The sequence below is a fragment of the Paenirhizobium selenitireducens ATCC BAA-1503 genome (assembly GCF_000518785.1).
In the GTDB taxonomy this organism is placed as follows: Bacteria; Pseudomonadota; Alphaproteobacteria; order Rhizobiales; family Rhizobiaceae; genus Allorhizobium; species Allorhizobium selenitireducens.
Window position 1 is genome coordinate 228,182 of sequence record NZ_JAEG01000002.1, and the last position, 19,224, is coordinate 247,405.

At 62.8% G+C, this 19,224-nt stretch carries 17 protein-coding genes; all 17 read right to left on the reverse strand.

The genetic code is table 11. From position 1 onward, the window contains the following. Nucleotide 1: 1 nt before the first annotated feature. On the reverse strand, nucleotides 2–691 hold the full coding sequence (locus L867_RS0105580; RefSeq protein WP_028735960.1) for an ABC transporter ATP-binding protein: 690 nt from the start codon (nucleotides 689–691) through the stop codon (nucleotides 2–4). Nucleotides 692–704: 13 nt separating this feature from the next. Continuing rightward, on the reverse strand, nucleotides 705–2,012 hold the full coding sequence (locus tag L867_RS0105585; RefSeq protein ID WP_028735961.1) for a lipoprotein-releasing ABC transporter permease subunit: 1,308 nt from the start codon (nucleotides 2,010–2,012) through the stop codon (nucleotides 705–707). Nucleotides 2,013–2,030: 18 nt separating this feature from the next. Continuing rightward, on the reverse strand, nucleotides 2,031–3,353 hold the full coding sequence (proS, locus tag L867_RS0105590) for a proline--tRNA ligase (RefSeq protein WP_028735962.1): 1,323 nt from the start codon (nucleotides 3,351–3,353) through the stop codon (nucleotides 2,031–2,033). 585 nt (nucleotides 3,354–3,938) lie between these two features. Further along, nucleotides 3,939–4,208 carry a DUF1467 family protein gene (locus L867_RS0105595; RefSeq protein WP_028735963.1) on the reverse strand — a complete coding sequence of 90 codons (270 nt, stop codon included), beginning with the start codon at nucleotides 4,206–4,208 and terminating at the stop codon, nucleotides 3,939–3,941. A gap of 102 nt (nucleotides 4,209–4,310) precedes the next feature. Continuing rightward, nucleotides 4,311–4,715 (reverse strand): methylmalonyl-CoA epimerase, encoded by a 405-nt coding sequence (gene mce / locus L867_RS0105600; RefSeq protein ID WP_028735964.1) that lies wholly within the window; start codon nucleotides 4,713–4,715, stop codon nucleotides 4,311–4,313. A gap of 60 nt (nucleotides 4,716–4,775) precedes the next feature. Beyond that, entirely contained in the window at nucleotides 4,776–6,443 is a 1,668-nt protein-coding gene (locus tag L867_RS0105605; RefSeq protein ID WP_028735965.1) for a ribonuclease J, read from the reverse strand. A 17-nt stretch (nucleotides 6,444–6,460) separates the two neighbouring features. Next, a complete protein-coding gene (locus L867_RS0105610; protein ID WP_037172663.1) occupies nucleotides 6,461–7,228 on the reverse strand; it encodes a biotin--[acetyl-CoA-carboxylase] ligase in 768 nt (255 codons plus the stop codon). Continuing rightward, the gene (gene nuoN / locus L867_RS0105615; protein WP_028735967.1) at nucleotides 7,225–8,670 is read right to left on the reverse strand and encodes an NADH-quinone oxidoreductase subunit NuoN; all 1,446 of its coding nucleotides are present in this window, start codon (nucleotides 8,668–8,670) and stop codon (nucleotides 7,225–7,227) included. Before nuoN ends, L867_RS0105610 begins: the two co-directional genes overlap by 4 nt. An 18-nt stretch (nucleotides 8,671–8,688) precedes the next feature. Next, nucleotides 8,689–10,200, reverse strand: coding sequence for an NADH-quinone oxidoreductase subunit M (locus L867_RS0105620; RefSeq protein WP_028735968.1), 1,512 nt, complete (start codon nucleotides 10,198–10,200; stop codon nucleotides 8,689–8,691). Then, a complete protein-coding gene (gene nuoL / locus L867_RS0105625; RefSeq protein ID WP_028735969.1) occupies nucleotides 10,200–12,200 on the reverse strand; it encodes an NADH-quinone oxidoreductase subunit L in 2,001 nt (666 codons plus the stop codon). Before nuoL ends, L867_RS0105620 begins: the two co-directional genes overlap by 1 nt. A 7-nt stretch (nucleotides 12,201–12,207) precedes the next feature. Next, nucleotides 12,208–12,516 carry an NADH-quinone oxidoreductase subunit NuoK gene (gene nuoK / locus L867_RS0105630; RefSeq protein WP_028735970.1) on the reverse strand — a complete coding sequence of 103 codons (309 nt, stop codon included), beginning with the start codon at nucleotides 12,514–12,516 and terminating at the stop codon, nucleotides 12,208–12,210. 29 nt (nucleotides 12,517–12,545) lie between these two features. Further along, entirely contained in the window at nucleotides 12,546–13,160 is a 615-nt protein-coding gene (locus tag L867_RS0105635; protein WP_028735971.1) for an NADH-quinone oxidoreductase subunit J, read from the reverse strand. A 147-nt stretch (nucleotides 13,161–13,307) separates the two neighbouring features. Continuing rightward, on the reverse strand, nucleotides 13,308–13,799 hold the full coding sequence (gene nuoI / locus L867_RS0105640) for an NADH-quinone oxidoreductase subunit NuoI (protein ID WP_028735972.1): 492 nt from the start codon (nucleotides 13,797–13,799) through the stop codon (nucleotides 13,308–13,310). Between the two features lie 39 nt (nucleotides 13,800–13,838). Beyond that, entirely contained in the window at nucleotides 13,839–14,882 is a 1,044-nt protein-coding gene (nuoH, locus tag L867_RS0105645; RefSeq protein WP_028735973.1) for an NADH-quinone oxidoreductase subunit NuoH, read from the reverse strand. Between the two features lie 12 nt (nucleotides 14,883–14,894). Continuing rightward, nucleotides 14,895–16,976, reverse strand: a complete 2,082-nt coding sequence (gene nuoG, locus L867_RS0105650) for an NADH-quinone oxidoreductase subunit NuoG (protein WP_028735974.1) — start codon at nucleotides 16,974–16,976, stop codon at nucleotides 14,895–14,897. Nucleotides 16,977–17,162: 186 nt separating this feature from the next. Beyond that, nucleotides 17,163–17,897 (reverse strand): hypothetical protein, encoded by a 735-nt coding sequence (locus L867_RS0105655; protein WP_028735975.1) that lies wholly within the window; start codon nucleotides 17,895–17,897, stop codon nucleotides 17,163–17,165. A gap of 12 nt (nucleotides 17,898–17,909) precedes the next feature. Beyond that, a complete protein-coding gene (nuoF, locus tag L867_RS0105660) occupies nucleotides 17,910–19,214 on the reverse strand; it encodes an NADH-quinone oxidoreductase subunit NuoF (RefSeq protein ID WP_028735976.1) in 1,305 nt (434 codons plus the stop codon). Between the last annotated feature and the right edge of the window lie 10 nt (nucleotides 19,215–19,224).

Below are 19,224 nucleotides of genomic sequence, written 5' to 3' on the forward strand. Positions count from 1 at the left end.
ACTATGCGACGAAATCAACGACCTGACCGTCGACCAGCGTGACGCAACGATCCATCCGCCGCGCCAATTCGTGATTGTGGGTGGCGATCAGGGCGGCGAGACCGGACTGGCGCACCAAGGCTTCCAGCGCGGAAAACACATAAGAAGCCGTCTCCGGATCGAGGTTTCCGGTCGGCTCGTCGGCCAGAAGCACCAGCGGCGCATTGGCGACCGCGCGGGCGATGGCGACGCGCTGCTGTTCGCCGCCGGACAGCTCCGCCGGGCGGTGTTCGCCGCGATGGCCGATGCGCATGTAGTCGAGCAGCTGCGATGCGCGCTCGCGGGCTTCCTCGCGCGAAAGGCCGGCAATCAGCTGCGGCATCATGATATTTTCCAGCGCCGAGAATTCCGGCAGCAGGTGATGGAACTGGTAGACGAAGCCGACAGAGTGGCGGCGCATGGTGGTGCGGCGCTCGTCCGACAGGTCCTGACAGGCGACCCCGCCCAGCGTCACCTCGCCTGCATCCGGATGCTCGAGTAGACCGGCAATGTGCAGGAGCGTCGACTTGCCGGTGCCCGATGGCGCGACGAGAGCGACGGTCTCGCCACTTCTCAGGCTGAAATTGGCACCCTTGAGGATGCTGAGGATCGTTTCGCCCTGCCCGTAGTGGCGGTCGATGCCGGAAAGCGAAAGAACGGTGTCGGAGGCCATGGGACCAGTATCCTTATTCGTAGCGCAGGGCCTGGACCGGATCGAGGCGCGAAGCGCGCCAGGCCGGGAAGATCGTCGCCAGGAAGGAGAGGCTGAGCGCCATGACGACGACGGACACCGTCTCGCCGACGTTCATGTCAGCGGGCAGCTTGCTGAGGAAGTAGAGTTCGGGATCGAACAGCACCGTGCCCGAAACCCAGGAGAAGAAGCCGCGGATCGACTCGATGTTGAGACAGACGACCACGCCGAGCGCCACGCCCGCAAACGTCCCGGCCGTACCGATCGCCGCACCGGTCATGAAGAAGATCCGCATGATGGCATTGGCACTGGCGCCCATGGTGCGCAGGATGGCGATGTCGCTCGACTTGTCCTTAACCAGCATGATGAGGCCGGAGATGATGTTGAGCGCCGCGACCAGCACGATCAGGGTGAGGATCATGAACATCACGTTGCGCTCCACCTGCAGGGCGGAGAAGAAGGTCTGGTTGCGCTGGCGCCAATCGGTGATCAGGATCTCCCGGCCGGCCGCTTCCTCGATCTTCGGCCGCATCTCGTCGACCGCGTCCGGATCGGAGACGAACAGCTCGATCGACTGAACCAGCCCTTCGGCGTTGAAATAGAGCTGCGATTCCTCGAGCGGCATGTAGATGATCGAAGCGTCATATTCCGACATTCCGATCTCGAAGACGCCCGAAACCGGATAGGCCTTGACGCGCGGATTGACGCCGAGCGGGGTGATGTCGCCCTCCGGCGAGACCAGCGTGATCGTGTCACCGGCCGTGATACCGAGATCGGCCGCCATGCGCGAGCCGACCAGAACCCCCTGCCCCGCGGCAAAGCCCACCAGATCGCCGGCGCGGATATTGCCCGAGACGGTGGTGAGCCTCGTCATGTCCTCGGACCGGATGCCGCGTACCAGCGCGCCGGTTCCGGCCCCGGCACGACCCGAGGCCAGTGTCTGCCCCTCGACGAGCGGCAGCGCCATGGTGACGCCGGGAACCGCGGCGAACCTGGTCGCCAGTTCCGCGTAATTGTCCAGCGGAGCGGCAGCCGTCTGCACGATCATGTGGCCGTTGATGCCGAGGATGCGGGAAATGAGCTCCGTGCGGAAACCGTTCATCACCGCCATGACGATGATCAGCGTCGCAACCCCCAGCATGATGCCGAAGAAGGAGAAGCCGGCGATCACCGAGATGAAGGCTTCCTTCCGCCGGGCGCGCAGATAGCGCCACGCGACCATGCGCTCGAAGGCGGAGAAAGGCCGGGCGGTGCCGCCGCTTCCGGCTCCGGCCGTCTCATTGGCGGAGGATGCACTCGTCATGTCGTCTCCTGGGCCGGTTTATCCGACCAGCTTGTTGATGGCGGCCTCGATGGTCATCGTCTCGCGCGCGCCGGTCTTGCGGTCCTTGATCTCGATCTCGCCATTGGCGACCGAGCGCGGGCCGGCAATGATCTGCACCGGAACACCGATCAGGTCGGCGGTCGCGAACTTGGTGCCGGCGCGGTCGTCGGTGTCGTCATAGAGCACGTCCTTGCCTGCCTTGGTCAGAGCGCCGTAGAGCCGGTCGCAGGCCGCGTCGCAGGCTGCATCGCCCGTCTTCATGTTGATGACGACGCAGTCGAACGGCGCAACCGAATCCGGCCAGATGATTCCGTTCTCGTCATGCGAGGCTTCGATGATGGCGGGAACAAGGCGGGTCGGGCCGATACCGTAGGAGCCCATGTGGACAAGGTGCTCCTTGCCGTCCGGACCCTGGACCTTGGCGCCCATCGGCTCGGAATATTTGGTGCCGAAGTAGAAGATATGGCCGACCTCGATGCCGCGCGCCGAGAGGCGATCGGTTTCGGGAATGGCGTTGAAGGCGGCCTCGTCGTGCATTTCCGAGGTCGCGGCATAGACCGAGGTCCACTTGTCGAAGATCGCCTGGAGACCGGCGACATCGTCGAAATCGGTGTCTTCGGCCGGGATATCGAAGTCGACAAAGCTCTTGTGGCTGAAGACCTCCGATTCGCCGGTGTCGGCGAGGATGATGAATTCGTGGCTGTGATTGCCGCCGATCGGGCCAGTGTCGGCGCGCATCGGGATCGCCCGCAGGCCGAGGCGGGAGAATGTCCGGAGATAGGCGGCGAACATCTTGTTGTAGGAGTGGATCGCGTCGTCCTGGGTGAGGTCGAAGGAATAGGCATCCTTCATCAGGAATTCGCGCGAGCGCATGGTGCCGAAACGCGGGCGGATCTCGTCGCGGAACTTCAGCTGGATATGATAGAGGTTGAGCGGCAGGTCCTTGTAGGACTTGACCGAGGAGCGGAAAATGTCGGTGACCATTTCTTCGTTCGTCGGACCGTAGAGCATCGGCCGCTCCTGGCGGTCCTTGATGCGCAGCATTTCCTTGCCGTAGTCCTCGTAGCGGCCGCTTTCCTGCCAGAGTTCGGCCGACTGCAGCGTCGGCATCAGAAGCTCGATCGCGCCGGCGCGGTTCTGTTCTTCGCGGATGATGGCGTTGACCTTGTCGAGCACGCGCTTTCCGAGCGGCAGCCAGGAATAGATGCCCTGGCTCTGCTGCCGGATCATCCCGGCGCGCAGCATCAGGCGGTGGGAGACGATCTCCGCTTCCTTGGGGTTTTCCTTGAGGATCGGCAGGAAATAGCGCGAAAGACGCATAACAGGTTCCAACAGTTGAGGATTCCGCAGAACGGGCGGAATCAGCCATGACGAGGGTAATTCTCGAAGCGTTCATAGCGGTTTCCCTCCCCGAAGAAAACCCGCCACCGCCGCGCCGTCCCGTCACCCACAGGTGGATGGTGGGCGGCCGTCGGAATGAGGCTGTCGGTGCGCAAGTGCCGCTCTGCGCACTTCGACTGCGACAAATCGGACCCTATGGTTTTTTTCGGGCGACTGTAGCAAATATGCAAAAAATGGGGTGACAAAGCGCACAAGTTGGGCTAGCGTGAGCCCACAAAAGAGGCAGGGAGTTCAAATTCTTGCCAATTCGCGGTCAAGTCTTGGGAGGATCAGATCTTAGGCGCGCTCGTTCGCAGCCCCTTAAATGGTGAAGGATCACGCGATACTTGAACAAGGTCTTCGGGCCTTGTTTTTTTTTGCCTTCAGAGATCTTGAAGCATCAGGCGGCGCCAGGGCCGACCGCTCTTTCCGCTGAAATGACAATTACTTAAGCGCCACTTCTGCGGATCTGAATCAGACTCCGCGCGAAGACGCGTCCATGTGTGCGCTGATGAAGGCGGGCAATCAGTCGAATTTCGGAAGGAAGTTCGGCAGGCTGTCGAGACCCAAGCCGAAATAGGTCGTCACCAGGTACCAGCCGCCGTAGATGGCGGCCGACACGACGGTGGTCAACAACACGACCCTGCCGCCGCGAAAACGCGCCGGCGCGCTCTCGACGCTGCCCGGGACAACCTCTTCAGCCTCGGCCTGGGTCCGCATACCGATCGGCAGAATGGCGAACAGCGTGATCCACCAGATGACGAAATAGACCGCGAAGGCGGAGAGGATGGGCATTGTCAGGATTCCTATAGCTGGCCGGCACAGGCGATGTGCAGGGCCTCGGGCGACTTATAGGACCGCTCGCCGCGCGGCGCAAATGCCAAGACCCGTCAGGGTTCAGACCTGCTCAAGTTCGATCAGCGTTCCGTAGAAGTCCTTCGGATGCAGGAACAGCACCGGCCTGCCGTGGGCGCCGATCTTCGGGTCACCGCCGCCGAGCACCCGTGCCCCGCCGCTTGCGAGTTGGTCGCGCGCGGCCAGGATATCCTCGACCTCATAGCAGATGTGATGCATGCCGCCGCCAGGGTTCTTGGTGAGGAAGGCGGTGATCGGCGAGTCGGCGCCGAGAGGCTCGAGCAGCTCGATCTTGGTATTCGGCAGTTCGACGAAGACGACCGTCACGCCATGCTCAGGCAGAGCCTGCGCCTGCGAGACATGCGCACCGAGCGTATCGCGATAGGATGCGGTCGCAGCGACGAGATCCGGAACGGCGATGGCGACGTGATTGACGCGTCCAAGCATGAGAGACTCCCTAAAAGACGAAACGCGGCGAAGCTATACCAGCTTCGCCGCGAAGATCATTCAGACTTTGGTCACGAACACGGTGACGATCGGCTTCTTGCCCCAGGCATCGTTGGCCGTGCCACGCACCGCGCGGCGGATGCTCTCGCGCACCATTTCCAGATCCTTGCGCCGCGCACGCGGAATGCTCTCGACTGCGCCGAGAACGGCGTCATAGAGGGTGTCCTCCATGGATTCGCCCTCCTGGTCGAATTGCGGCAGGCCGAAGGTGACCAATCCCGGATCGCCGAGAAACTCGAATTTGCTGTCCAGCAGCACGTTGATGGCGACGTGGCCGACATAGGAGAGCTTGCGCCGGTTGGCGATGCCCATCTCGTCGAGATCGCCAAGCAGCTTGCCGTCCTTGTAGATACGGCCATGCGGCACCTGGTCGATGACCTCAGCCGCACCGGGCGCCAGACGCAGCATGTCGCCGTTTCGCACACGCGGCACGCTCTTGATGCCGGCCTGCTCCGCGAGCTCCGCCTGGGAAATCAGATGGGCGGCTTCGCCATGCACGGGCACGAGGATCTGCGGTCTCGTCCATTCGTACATCTGCAACAGCTCGTTGCGCCGCGGATGGCCCGATACGTGGACCAGCGCCTCGCTGTCGGTGACGATGTGAACGCCCTGCTCCATCAGGCCGTTCTTGATCTCGATGATGGCCTTCTCATTGCCCGGAATGGTGCGCGACGAGAAGACCACGGTGTCGCCGGCGGTCAGCGCCACGTTGCGCATCTCGTCGCGGGCGATCTTGGCCAGCGCCGCGCGGGGTTCGCCCTGGCTGCCGGTCAGGATGATGACGACCTTGTCGCGCGGGATGAAGCCGAATTCGTCCTCGGCGATGAAGGGCTTCAAGCCCTGCATGATGCCGAGATCGTCGGCGACGGCGCAGACGCGCTTCAGCGACGAACCGAGCAGCAGGACCTCGCGGCCGGCCGCTTCGGCCGCCTGGGCGATCGAGCGGATACGGCCGACATTCGACGAGAAGGTGGTGATCGCGACGCGGCCCTCGGCCGCCTCGATGATCTGGCGCAGCCCCTCCGAGACCTGTTCCTCCGAGGGCGATACGCCATCGCGCATGGAATTGGTGCTGTCGCACATGACGGCCAGCACGCCCTCGTCGCCGAGCGCGCGGAAGCGCGCTTCGTCGGTCAGCGGCCCGAGCGACGGATGATGGTCGATCTTCCAGTCGCCGGTGTGGATGACGTTGCCGAGCGGCGTGCGGATGACCAGCGACATCGGCTCGGGGATCGAGTGATTGACGCCGACTGCCTCGATCGAGAACGGGCCGACATTGATCACGTCGCCGGCCTTGAACGGGGTTACCGGGATTTTTGCCCGGCTGCCTTCGTAGTCGCGCTTGGCTTCCAGCATGCCGGCGGTGAAGCCGGAGCCATAGACGGGGACGTTGAGGCCCGGCCAGATGTCGTTGAGGCCGCCATAGTGGTCCTCATGCGCATGGGTGATGATGATCGCCTTGAGCTTGTTCTTGCGGGCGGCGATGAAGCTGACATCGGCAAGCACGAGATCGACGCCCGGCAGATCGGGACCCGGGAAGGTCACGCCGCAATCGACCATGATCCATTCGCGGCTCGACGGGGCGCCGTAGCCATAGAGTGCGAGGTTCATGCCGATTTCGCCGACGCCGCCCAGCGGCACGAACACCAGTTCTTCGTTCTTTGCCATTCTTTCCTTGATCCAGTTCACCCGAAGAAGACGTCGCCAGCAGCGATCGCCATGCGGCCATCTTCGCCGCGGTCGAGTATCAGCATGCCTTTATCATCGATTCCGCAAAAGTAACCGGAAATCGACCGGTCCGGCAGGTTCACCGTGATTTTTTCACCGATGCCGCAGGCGACCGCGCGCCAGCGTTCGACGATCCTGGCGATCCCTCTGCCCTCGTCCCAGATTGCCAGGATGTCGGCCATGCTGGCAAACAGATGGGCAAAGAGCTCCGCCGGCGAGACAAAGACCCCGTGATCGTTGAGCGAGGTGACGGGATAGGCCGTCTCTTCCGGCTTGGCGCGAATGTTGATGCCGATGCCGATCACCAGCGCATAGCGTCCGTCGGCCAGTCGCTCGCCTTCCAGCAGGATTCCGCAGGTCTTCCTGCGGCCGATCAGGATGTCGTTCGGCCACTTGACGTCGAGCGGCGGCGCATCGGCGGGAAGCACCTTGCGGATCGCGCCATGGACGGCCAGCGCCACGGCGAGCGGCAAGGAGGCCATCCGCTCAAGCGGTGCCGGGTCGATCAGCAGCAGCGACGCATAGAGATTGCCGGGTTCGGACATCCAGGCACGGCCACGACGCCCCCGCCCTCCGGTCTGGCTGTCGGCCGTGATCCAGAGAAAACCGAAATCGCCCGCGCGAGCGCGGGCGAGACATTCCGTATTGGTCGACGCGACGGCGCCGAGGGCCTCATGCCGGAAGTCGTCGAGCGACAACCGGCCCTGTCCGCGCCCCTCGCTCAATTAAAGAGCGTCTTGGCGGCGGCTTCGGCGGCAGTCCCGAGCGGCCCGCCGACCAGCACATAGCCTACGACGAACAGACCGGAGAGGCCGAAGACGAGGCGGAGTTCGCCGGCAATGCGCGAGAACTCACCCTTGGCTTCGTCGAACCACATCACCTTGACGACGCGCAGATAGTAGAAGGCGCCGACGACCGACGACAGCACGCCGATGATGGCCAAGGCATAAAGCTTGGCTTCGATGGCGGCGACGAAGACGAAGTACTTCCCAAAGAAGCCCGCGAGCGGCGGAATGCCGGCCAGCGAGAACATCAGCGCGGTCAGCACAATCGCCATGAACGGCTTGGTGGTCGACAGGCCGGCGAGATCGTCGATGTTCTCGACATTGCCGCCTTCCTTCTGCTTCATCGCCATGATGCAGGCGAAGGTACCGAGCGTCATGATGAGGTAGATCAGCATGTAGGTGATGACGCCGGTGACGCCGGTTTCGGTTCCGGCGGCGAGGCCCACGAGGGCGTAGCCCATGTGGCCGATCGACGAATAGGCCATCAGTCGCTTGATGTTGCGCTGGCCGATCGCGGCGAACGAACCGAGCAGCATCGAGGCGATCGCGATGAAGACGACGATCTGCTGCCATTCGGCGAAGATCGGCAGGAAGGCGTCGATGACGATGCGCACGATGATCGCCATGGCGCCGATCTTCGGAGCGGCGGCCAGGAAGGCGGTGACCGGGGTCGGTGCGCCTTCGTAGACGTCCGGCGTCCACATGTGGAACGGAACGGCCGAGATCTTGAAGGCGAGGCCGGCCAGGATGAAGACCAGGCCGAAGATCAGGCCGAGACCCGGCTTGCCGGCGGCGAGTACGGTGGCGATCTCGTCGAAGCCGGTATTGCCGGTAAAGCCGTAGACCAGCGACATGCCGTAGAGCAGCATGCCCGACGACAGGGCGCCAAGGACGAAGTATTTCAGGCCGGCTTCGGTCGAGCGCAGGCTGTCGCGGTTGATCGCGGCGACGACGTAGAGCGCCAGCGACTGCAGTTCGAGCGACAGGTAGAGCGAGATGAGGTCGTTGGCGGAGATCATCAGCATGATGCCAAGCGTCGCCAGCACCAGCAGGACCGGGAACTCGAACTTGTCGAGATGGTCGCGGCGGGCATGGCCGACCGCCATGATCATGGCGGTGATCGAACCCACCAGGGCCAGCACCTTCATGAAGCGGGCGAAGCCGTCCGCCAGATAGGCGCCGCCAAAGGCGGTGCCCTCGGCCGGAACCAGGATCATCCACAGGCCGGACGCGATCAGCAGTGCGACAGCGAGGCCCATGACGGTCGTCGCCGACTTCTCGCCGGAGAAGACGCCGATCATCAGCAACACCAGAGCGCCGACCGCGAGGATCAGTTCCGGCGTGACCAGATGCAGACTAGCGAGGAGTGTTTCAGGGGTCATGTCCAATGGATCCTGTCGTCAGTTCGCGATGAGCGCAACGGATTGCGCTGCCTGCAGTGCGGCTTCGTAGTTGTTCACGAGAAGGTCGACCGATGCGGCCGTGGCGTCGAAGATCGGAGCCGGGTAGACGCCGAAGAAGATCGTCAGCGCAATCAGCGGGTAGAGAATGAACTTCTCGCGCAGCGACAGATCGAGAAGACCCTTCAGGCTTTCCTTCTCCAGCGCACCGAAGACGACCCGGCGATAGAGCCAGAGCGCGTAGGCGGCCGAGAGGATGACGCCGGTGGCGGCGAACAGCGCGACCCAGGTATTGGCGCGGAAGGCGCCGATCAGGGTCAGGAATTCGCCGACGAAGCCGGACGTGCCCGGAAGGCCGACATTCGCCATGGTGAAGATCATGAAGGCCGTGGCGTATTTCGGCATGTTGTTGGCAAGGCCACCATAGGCGGCGATCTCGCGGGTGTGCATGCGGTCATAGATCACGCCGACGCAGAAGAAGAGCGCGGCGGAAACGAAGCCGTGGCTGATCATCTGGAAGATCGCGCCCTGCACGCCCTGGGTATTGGCGGCAAAGGTGCCCATCGTCACGTAACCCATGTGGGCGACGGAGGAATAGGCGATGACCTTCTTCATGTCGTCCTGCATCAGCGCCACCAGCGAGGTGTAGATGATGGCGATGACGGAAAGCGTGAAGACCATCGGCGCGAAGAAGTCGGAGGCCAGCGGAAACATCGGCAGCGAGAAGCGCAGCAGACCGTAGCCGCCGAGCTTCAGGAGGATGCCGGCCAGGATCATCGAACCGGCCGTCGGCGCCTGAACGTGGGCGTCGGGAAGCCAGGTGTGGACCGGCCACATCGGCATCTTGACCGCAAACGAGGCGAAGAAAGCGAGCCACAGCCAGGTCTGCATCTCGGCCGGGAACTTGTGGTTCAACAGCTGGGTGATGTCGGTCGTGCCGGCATTCCAGTACATGGCCATGATGGCAAGCAGCATCAGCACGGAGCCGAGCAGCGTGTAGAGGAAGAACTTGTAGGAAGCGTAGACGCGATCCTTGCCACCCCATACACCGATGATGATGAACATCGGGATCAGACCGGCCTCGAAGAACACGTAGAACAGAACGATGTCGAGCGAGACGAAGACACCGATCATCAGGGTTTCGAGGATCAGGAACGCGATCATGTATTCCTTGATGCGCTTCTCGACCGAAACCCAGCTGGCGAGAATGCAGAACGGCATGAGCATCGTCGTCAGGATGACGAACAGCATGGAAATGCCGTCGACGCCGAGATGATAGGCGATGCCGGTGCCGAGCCACTCGCTCTTCTCGACCATCTGGAAGCCGGCGTTCGAATTGTCGAAGCCGATCCAGACGAAGAGCGAGACGACAAAGGTGAAGACCGTCGTCAGAAGCGAGACATTGAGGATGTTGCGGCGGCCGAGGCTGGTGTCCTGGCGCGTCAGGAGGAGCAACGCCACGCCGACCAGCGGCAGAAAGGTGACCGTCGAGAGAATGGGCCAATCGGTCATCAGAAGGAACTCCCGAGCATCATCCAGGTAACAAGGGCCGCGATACCGATCAGCATCGCGAAGGCATAGTGATAGAGGTAGCCAGACTGCAGGCGGACGACACGCTGGGTCAGGCCGGCAACGCCGGCGGCGACACCGTCGGGGCCGTAGGCGTCGATGACGCCGACGTCACCCTTCTTCCACAGGAAGCGGCCGAGCGCCTTGGCGGAACGGACGAACAGAAGGTCGTAGAGTTCGTCGAAGTACCACTTGTTGAGCAGGAACTGGTAGAGCACGCGATGCTGCTCTGCGAGAACCTTCGGCGTCGAGGGCGACTTGATGTACATGTACCAGGCGGTGACGAAGCCGGTCAGCATGGCGACGAAGGGGCTCCACTTGACCCAGGTCGGGACGTGGTGGAACTCTTCGAGGATCTCGTTCTCAGGCCCCGTGAAGAGCGCGCCCTTCCAGAACTCGTTGTATTCGTGGCCGAAGAAGTAGCCTTCGAAGACAACGCCGGCGAACACGGCGCCGAGCACCAGCACGACGAGCGGGAACAGCATGACCATCGGCGATTCATGCACATGGTGCATGACGTCGGCCGAAGCGCGCGGCTTGCCGAAGAAGGTGAGGAAAGCCAGGCGCCAGGAGTAGAAGCTGGTGAACAGCGCGGCGATGACGAGCAGCGTGAAGGCGAAGCCGGCGACGCTCGAATGCGAGGCGAAGGCGGATTCGATGATCACGTCCTTGGAGAAGAAGCCGGCAAAACCGATCATCGTGCCCGGGATGCCGACGCCGGTGAGCGCCAGCGTGCCGATGGTCATGGCCCAGAAGGTATAGGGAATGTGCTTCCGCAGGCCGCCCATGTAGCGCATGTCCTGCTCGCCGTCGACGGCATGGATGACCGAGCCGGCGCCGAGGAAGAGGAGCGCCTTGAAGAAGGCGTGGGTGAACAGGTGGAAGACGGCGGCGCCATAGGCACCGACGCCGAGTGCGACGAACATGTAGCCGAGCTGCGAGCAGGTCGAATAGGCGATGACGCGCTTGATGTCGTTCTGCACTAGGCCGACGGTCGCCGCAAAGAAGGCGGTGATCGCGCCGATCAGGGTGACGAAGGTCAGCGCATCCGGCGAGAGTTCGAACAGCGGCGACATGCGGGCGACGAGGAAGACGCCGGCGGTGACCATGGTTGCGGCATGGATGAGGGCTGAGACCGGAGTCGGGCCTTCCATCGCGTCCGGCAGCCAGGTGTGCAGCAGGAACTGCGCCGACTTGCCCATGGCGCCCATGAACAGCAGCAGGCAGACGGCGGTGATCGCATGGCCCTTGTCGAGGCTCATGCCGAACAGGTTGATGACCGCTTCCGTGCTTTCTGCGCCTTCGGCCGGCAGATAGGTCTGGGCGGCGGCGAAGATCGTCTCGAAGTTGATCGAGCCGAACAGCACGAAAATGGCAGAAATGCCCAGGATGAAGCCGAAGTCGCCGACGCGGTTGACGATGAAGGCCTTCATGGCAGCGGCGGCAGCCGAGGGCTTCTTGAACCAGAAACCGATCAGCAGGTACGAGGCCAGGCCCACGCCTTCCCAACCGAAGAACATCTGCAGCAGGTTGTCAGAGGTCACCAGCATCAGCATGGCGAAGGTGAACAGCGACAGATAGGAGAAGAAGCGCGGCCGATGCGGATCGTGGTGCATGTAGCCGATCGAGTAGATGTGAACGAGCGTCGACACGGTGTTGACGACGACCAGCATGACGGCGGTCAGCGTGTCGATGCGCAGCGACCATTCCACATCGATGCCGCCGGACTGGATCCAGCGCAGGACGGAGACCTTGATGACCTCGTGGCCTTCGCCATGGCCGAGGCCGACATTGACGAAGACGATCCACGACAGCACGGCGACGATGACCATCAGACCGCTGGTGATGTATTCCGAAGCCTTGGCGCCGATCTGGCGGCCGAACAGGCCGGCGATGAGGGCGCCGATCAGCGGAAGAAAGACGATAGCCTTGTAGATGAGCATAGCCGTATCAGCCCTTCATCATATTGACGTCTTCGACCGCGATCGAGCCGCGATTGCGATAGAAGACCACGAGGATTGCGAGGCCGATCGCCGCTTCCGCGGCTGCCACCGTCAGGATGAACAGGGCGAAGACCTGGCCGACGATGTCGTTCAGGAAGACCGAGAAGGCCACCATGTTGACATTGACCGCAAGCAGGATGAGCTCGATCGACATCAGGATGACGATGACGTTCTTGCGGTTGAGGAAGATGCCGAAGACGCCGAGCGTAAAAAGCAGCGCGCTGACAGTCAGGTAGTGGGAAAGACCGATTTCCATAATTCTTGTTCCTTAACCTCTCAGCTGCCTCAGATGCCCTGGCCCGGCTTGACCTTGACCACCTTGACGGCGGTCTCAGGCGTGCGGGCAACCTGGCGGGAGACGTCCTGCCGCTTGATGTTCGTGCGGTGACGCAGCGTCAGCACGATCGCGCCGATCATGGCCACCAGAAGCACCAGGCCGGCGATCTGGAAGAAATAGACGTAGTTGGTATAGAGCACGTCGCCGAGGGCCGCGGTGTTGGTGCGATCGGTCAGCGCCGGGATCGGCATGGTGATCGACTTGGCAGCTTCCGGAGAAATCGCGCTGCCGCCGATGACGATCAGCAGCTCGGCCGCGACAATGACACCGACCAGCGCACCGATCGGGGCGTATTTCAGCGCGCCGGAGCGAAGCTCGGCAAAGTCGATGTCGAGCATCATGACGACGAAGAGGAAGAGAACCGCCACCGCGCCGACATAGACGACCAGAAGGATCATCCCCAGGAACTCGGCGCCGATCAGCAGGAACAGAGCCGACGCGTTCACGAAGGTGAGGATCAGGAACAGGACCGAATGGACCGGATTCCGTGCGGAAATGACCATGAACGCCGACGCTACCGCGACAAAGGCGAAGAGATAGAAAAAGAGAGCCTGAAGACCCATGTTGGTGCCTTTTCATCTTCCCCCGGGCGCGGGCCCCTGCCCTGCCGCCCGATGACCCTCAACCGGCATCCCCACCGATCAAGCGCCCCGTTTCAAATTGTGCCGCGGCGGGGCTCGTCCCTCGCCATGGCGCCGTCATACCGCCGATCAGCGGTACGGCGAATCCAGCGCGATGTTGCGCGCGATTTCGCGTTCCCAGCGGTCGCCGTTGTCGAGCAGCCGGGCCTTGTCGAAATAAAGCTCTTCGCGGGTCTCGGTGGCGAACTCGAAGTTCGGACCTTCGACGATCGCATCGACCGGGCAGGCTTCCTGACAGAAGCCGCAATAGATGCACTTCACCATGTCGATGTCGTAACGCACCGTGCGGCGGGTGCCGTCGTTGCGGCGCGGGCCGGCTTCGATGGTGATCGCCTGGGCAGGACAGATCGCCTCGCAGAGCTTGCAGGCGATGCAACGCTCTTCGCCGTTCGGATAGCGGCGCAGCGCATGTTCGCCGCGGAAACGCGGGGAAATCGGGCCCTTCTCGAACGGATAGTTGATCGTCGACTTGGGCGCGAAGAAATAGCGCATCGACAGGAAGAAGGCGCCGACGAACTCTTTCAGGAACAGGGAACTGATAGCCTGGGAAAGACCAGCCATCTCAACCTCCAAATCTGCCGAATGAACGGATGGCCATGATTATGCCCACCCCATGATCTTCAGCACGAATGCAACGATGATGACCATGGCGAGCGAGAGCGGAAGGAAGACCTTCCAGCCCAGGCGCATCAGCTGGTCATAGCGGTAGCGCGGCACGAAAGCCTTCACCATGGCGAACATGAAGAACACCAGGGATGCCTTCAGGACGAACCAGATGATGCCCGGTACCCAGTTCAGGAACCACACGTCGACCGGCGGCAGCCAGCCCCCGAGGAACAGGATGGTGGTCATGGCGCACATCAGGCAGATCGCCGCATATTCGCCGAGCATGAACATCATGTACGGGGTCGAGCCGTATTCGACCATGAAGCCGGCGACCAGTTCCGATTCCGCTTCCGGAAGGTCGAAGGGCGGACGGTTGGTCTCTGCCAGTGCCGAGATGAAGAAGATCACGAACATCGGGAAGAGTGCCAGCCAGTGCCAGTCGAGGAAGGAGTTCGGCAGGCCGACCATGGTGCCGAGGCCGTCCTTCTGGGCGTAGACGATGTCGGTGAGGTTCAGCGAACCGACGCACAGCAGGACGGTGACGATGACGAGCCCGATCGAGACTTCATAGGACACCATCTGTGCCGCGGAGCGCAGCGCACCGAGGAACGGGTACTTCGAGTTCGAAGCCCAGCCGCCCATGATGATGCCGTAGACCTCGAGCGAGGAGATGGCGAAGATGTAGAGAATGCCGACATTGATGTTGGCGATCACCCAGCCGTCGGCGAGCGGCACGACGGCCCAGGTGGCGAGCGCCAGCGTCACTGCGACCAGCGGCGCCAGGAGGAAGACGCCCTTGTTGGCGCCGGCCGGAATGACCGGTTCCTTGAAGACGAACTTCAAAAGGTCGGCGAAGGACTGGAACAGACCCCAGGGACCGACGACGTTCGGACCGCGACGCATCTGAACGGCTGCCCAGATCTTGCGGTCGGCCAGAAGGATATAGGCAATGAACAGCAGGAGGGCGACCAGAAGCAGAAGCGACTGGCCGATCATGATGGCCGCCGGCCAGACATATGTGGAAACGAAGCTATCCATGATCCCCTGCCCTTACTCTGCCGCAGCCTTGAAATTGTTGCGGGCCAACGCCGAGCACTCGGCCATGACGGCCGAAGCGCGAGCGATCGGGTTCGTCAAATAGAAGTCTTTCACCGGCGACGCAAACGCGGATTTCGTCATCGTCCCGGCTTTTTTCGCAAGTGCGGCAATTTCGGCACCGGTGCCCGGTGCGATCTCGTCGAGCGCGGCGAAATGCGGGTAGTCCGCATAGAGTTTCGCCCGCAGAGCGCCCAGCGAATCATAGGGAAGCTTCTTGCCGAGCACGTCGGAAAGTGCCCGAATGATCGCCCAGTCTTCGCGGGCATCGCCCGGCGCGAAGCCGGCGCGGTTGCCCATCTGGACGCGGCCTTCGGTATTGACCCAGGTGCCCGACTTTTCGGTATAGGTCGCACCCGGCAGGATGACGTCGGCATGGTGCGCGCCGTTGTCCCCATGGCTGCCGATGTAGACGGTGAACTTCGCAGCCTTCTTGGTGAAGTCGAGTTCGTCGGCGCCGAGCAGGAAGAGCACGTCCATCGAGGCCAGCATTTCTGCGGCAGCGACACCGCCCTGGCCCGGCGCGAAGCCGAGGTCGAGGCCACCGACGCGCGAGGCGGCGGTGTGCAGGACGGCAAAGCCGTTCCACTCGTCGGAGACTGCGCCGACGGCATCGGCAAGCTTTGCGGCATTGCCCAGCACGGCTGCACCTTCAGCCCCGACGAGCGCACCCTGGCCAACGATGATCAGCGGGTTCTTGGCGGCCTTGAGCTTCTCGACGAAGCTGTTTTTGCCGGAAACAAGCTCGGCCAGCGTTTCCGTGCCGGCACCCAGGTATTCGTAAGGATAGCGCATCTCGCCGCCTTCGCCGATCACGCCGATCGGCAGGCCGCTGCGGCGCCAGGCCTTGCGGATGCGGGCGTTGAGCACGGCCGCCTCGTAGCGCGGATTGGCGCCGACGATCAGGATCGCGTCTGCCGACTCGATGCCTTCGATGGTGGAATTGAACAGGTAGCTTGCGCGACCGAGCGACGGATCAAGTGCCGCCCCATCCTGGCGACAGTCGGTATTGGCCGAGCCGAGCGAGGCAATGAGCGCCTTGAGGGCATACATTTCCTCGACCGAAGCGAGATCGCCGGCGATCGCGCCGATCTTGGCGCCCGTGGTGGCGGAAACAGCCGACTTGATGGCGGCGAATGCTTCGCCCCAGGTGGCAGCCTGCAGGCGGCCGTCACGGCGGACATAGGGCCGGTCGAGGCGCTGGGTCTTCAGGCCGTCCCAGATGAAACGGCTCTTGTCGGAAATCCACTCCTCGTTCACCTGCTCGTTGACACGCGGCATGATGCGCATGACTTCGCGGCCGCGGGTGTCGACGCGGATCGCGCTGCCGAGCGCGTCCATGACATCGATCGATTCGGTCTTGTTCAGTTCCCACGGACGGGCGGTGAAGGCGAAGGGCTTGGAGGTCAGCGCGCCGACCGGGCAAAGGTCGACGACGTTGCCCTGCAGCTCGGAGGTCATCGCCTGCTCGAGATAGGTGGTGATCTCGGCATCCTCGCCGCGGCCGATCAGGCCGAGCTCGGCAATGCCGGCAACCTCGGTGGTGAAGCGGACGCAACGCGTGCAGTGGATGCAGCGGTTCATCACGGTCTTGACCAGCGGGCCGATATACTTGTCTTCGACGGCGCGCTTGTTCTCGGTATAGCGCGAGCTGTCGATACCGAAGGCCATGGCCTGGTCCTGCAGGTCGCACTCGCCACCCTGGTCGCAGATCGGGCAATCCAGCGGATGGTTGATCAGCAGGAATTCCATCACGCCTTCGCGGGCCTTCTTGACCATCGGCGTGTTGGTGAAGACTTCCGGCAGTTCGCCGTTCGGGCCGCCACGGATGTCGCGCACGCCCATGGCGCAGGAGGCTGCCGGCTTCGGCGGGCCACCCTTCACCTCGACGAGGCACATACGGCAATTGCCGGCAACCGACAGCCGTTCATGGAAACAAAAGCGCGGGACTTCGGCGCCGGCTTCCTCGCACGCCTGCAACAGCGTGAAATGATCCGGGACTTCAATCTCTTTACCGTCGACTTTCAGCTTTGCCATATTCGCCTTCCTGCCTCACGCATAGTGCGCATTGCACCGCAGTCTTCGCTGCGGCAGGCGGAACCGACCAACCTGGATTGGCTCGTCCCGCCGTTTATTTCCTTATCCTCACCCCGTATCGCGAGGCTGGAGATCCGTTGTTCTTCGCCGACCGCGAAACGCCCCCTGTCGGGCGTTGCGCCGTCCCTATTTCCTGCCACGCGCCAGTTGGCGCGCCTGACCTGCCCAGTCGTCGCGAACGACGCGTCCGTCCAGACCGATCGCCGCGTCGAGCGCTTCGAGTTCGGCCGCGTCAAGCGCCGCCAGATCCGAAAAGCGCCGAATGCCGCGACCGTGCAGCACCTGCTCCAGCTTCGGGCCGACCCCTTCGATCTTCTTCAGATCGTCGGCCTTGCCATTCGCCCTTGCGGCCTTCGCTGCCACGACCGGCTTCTCGGTTACGGCAACCTTGGCCTCTGCCGCAACCTTGGCGACGGGCGCCTTGGCAACAGCGGGCTTGGCCTTTGCCTCCACCGGCCTCGTCTTCGTCGCAGTCGGTTTCGCCGACTTGGTCGTGGCCGGCTTCGGCTGCGCCGCCTTGCGGGGCTTCGCGTCCTTGACCGTTGCCGCCGGCTCGACCGTTGCGACCGTTTCCGCTGCGCCCTCGACCGAAGTCCCGGCCTTTGCCTGTTCTTCCTCGAGCTTGCGCGCCAGCTTGTTGGTCGCGTCCAGCGCGCCGTGCAGCGAGCCAAAGAACACGCTGGTCATGTGCGTGGCAAAACCGAAACCGATCGCCGTGGCCGCCGCCAGCGCCGCGGTCGGATGGGCCATCAGCGGATGCAGCGGCACATGCGGCATGTCCTTCAGCGCATCGGTAAGATGGCTGAAGTCAGCCGGCTCTGCCGACTGCCCCTCCCCCGTCTTGTCCGATGCCTTGGCCATGACCGCTGGTCCTTACTCTGCCGCTTCCAGCACCACGCCATGCGCCATGGCATTGCGGGTGTACTGGTCGATGCGCGCTTCCATTTCCGGACGGAAATGCTTGATCAGGCCCTGGATCGGCCAGGCGGCCGCATCGCCGAGCGCACAGATGGTGTGCCCCTCGATCTGCTTGGTCACCTGGAACAGCATGTCGATTTCGCGCTTCTGGGCATTGCCCTTCACCATGCGCTCCATCACCCGCATCATCCAGCCCGTGCCTTCGCGGCACGGCGTGCACTGACCACAGCTCTCATGCTTGTAGAAAGCCGAGAGGCGCCAGATGGCCTTCACGATGTCGGTCGACTTGTCCATGACGATGACCGCAGCGGTGCCGAGGCTGGAACCAACCTCGCGCAGGCCGTCATAGTCCATGATGGCGTCCTTCATCTGGGCGCCCGGCACGCAAGGCACCGAAGAGCCGCCCGGGATGACGGCGAGCAGGTTGTCCCAGCCGCCGCGGATGCCACCGCAATGCTTTTCGATCAGTTCATGGAACGGGATCGACATCGCGTCCTCGACCGTGCACGGCTTGTTGACGTGACCGGAGATCGAATAGAGCTTCGTGCCGGTGTTGTTCGGGCGGCCAAAGCTGGAATACCAGCCGGCGCCGCGACGCAGGATGGTCGGGGTGACCGCGATCGATTCGACGTTGTTGACCGTCGTCGGGCAGCCATAGAGCCCCATGTTGGCCGGGAACGGCGGCTTCAGGCGCGGCTGGCCCTTCTTGCCTTCCAGGCTTTCGAGCAGTGCCGTTTCCTCGCCGCAGATATAGGCGCCGGCACCGTGATGGACGACGATGTCGATGTCGTAGCCGAGCTTGTTGTTCTTGCCGAGCAGGCCGTATTCATAGCACTCGTCGATCGCCGCCTGCAGTGCCTCGCGTTCGCGCATGAACTCGCCACGCACGTAGATGAAGGCATGGTGGGCGCCCATGGCAAACGACGCGATCACGCAGCCTTCGATCAGCGTGTGCGGATCGTGGCGCATGATGTCGCGGTCCTTGCAGGTACCGGGTTCGGACTCGTCGGCATTGACCACGAGATAGTGCGGACGGCCGTCGGATTCCTTCGGCATGAAGGACCACTTGAGGCCGGTCGGGAAGCCGGCGCCGCCACGGCCGCGCAGGCCCGAGGCCTTGACCTCGTTGATGATCCAGTCACGGCCCTTTTCGAGCAGCTGCTTGGTTCCATCCCAATGACCACGGCTCATGGCGCCCTTCAGGGACTTGTCCTTGAGGCCGTAGATATTGGTAAAGATGCGATCCTGATCTCTCAACATATCCTAACCT

Bases quoted from the DNA above. Each gene is read 5' to 3' on its own strand.
- L867_RS0105595 (WP_028735963.1), bottom strand. From the start codon at position 4,208: ATGCCCATCCTCTCCGCCTTCGCGGTCTATTTCGTCATCTGGTGGATC.
- L867_RS0105585 (WP_028735961.1), bottom strand. From the start codon at position 2,012: ATGACGAGTGCATCCTCCGCCAATGAGACGGCCGGAGCCGGAAGCGGC.
- L867_RS0105605 (WP_028735965.1), bottom strand. From the start codon at position 6,443: ATGGCAAAGAACGAAGAACTGGTGTTCGTGCCGCTGGGCGGCGTCGGC.
- nuoL (WP_028735969.1), bottom strand. From the start codon at position 12,200: ATGCTCATCTACAAGGCTATCGTCTTTCTTCCGCTGATCGGCGCCCTC.
- proS (WP_028735962.1), bottom strand. From the start codon at position 3,353: ATGCGTCTTTCGCGCTATTTCCTGCCGATCCTCAAGGAAAACCCCAAG.
- L867_RS0105655 (WP_028735975.1), bottom strand. From the start codon at position 17,897: ATGGCCAAGGCATCGGACAAGACGGGGGAGGGGCAGTCGGCAGAGCCG.
- nuoG (WP_028735974.1), bottom strand. From the start codon at position 16,976: ATGGCAAAGCTGAAAGTCGACGGTAAAGAGATTGAAGTCCCGGATCAT.
- L867_RS0105620 (WP_028735968.1), bottom strand. From the start codon at position 10,200: ATGACCGATTGGCCCATTCTCTCGACGGTCACCTTTCTGCCGCTGGTC.
- L867_RS0105580 (WP_028735960.1), bottom strand. From the start codon at position 691: ATGGCCTCCGACACCGTTCTTTCGCTTTCCGGCATCGACCGCCACTAC.
- L867_RS0105635 (WP_028735971.1), bottom strand. From the start codon at position 13,160: ATGGGTCTTCAGGCTCTCTTTTTCTATCTCTTCGCCTTTGTCGCGGTA.
- mce (WP_028735964.1), bottom strand. From the start codon at position 4,715: ATGCTTGGACGCGTCAATCACGTCGCCATCGCCGTTCCGGATCTCGTC.
- nuoH (WP_028735973.1), bottom strand. From the start codon at position 14,882: ATGGATAGCTTCGTTTCCACATATGTCTGGCCGGCGGCCATCATGATC.
- nuoN (WP_028735967.1), bottom strand. From the start codon at position 8,670: ATGACCCCTGAAACACTCCTCGCTAGTCTGCATCTGGTCACGCCGGAA.
- nuoF (WP_028735976.1), bottom strand. From the start codon at position 19,214: ATGTTGAGAGATCAGGATCGCATCTTTACCAATATCTACGGCCTCAAG.
- nuoK (WP_028735970.1), bottom strand. From the start codon at position 12,516: ATGGAAATCGGTCTTTCCCACTACCTGACTGTCAGCGCGCTGCTTTTT.
- nuoI (WP_028735972.1), bottom strand. From the start codon at position 13,799: ATGGCTGGTCTTTCCCAGGCTATCAGTTCCCTGTTCCTGAAAGAGTTC.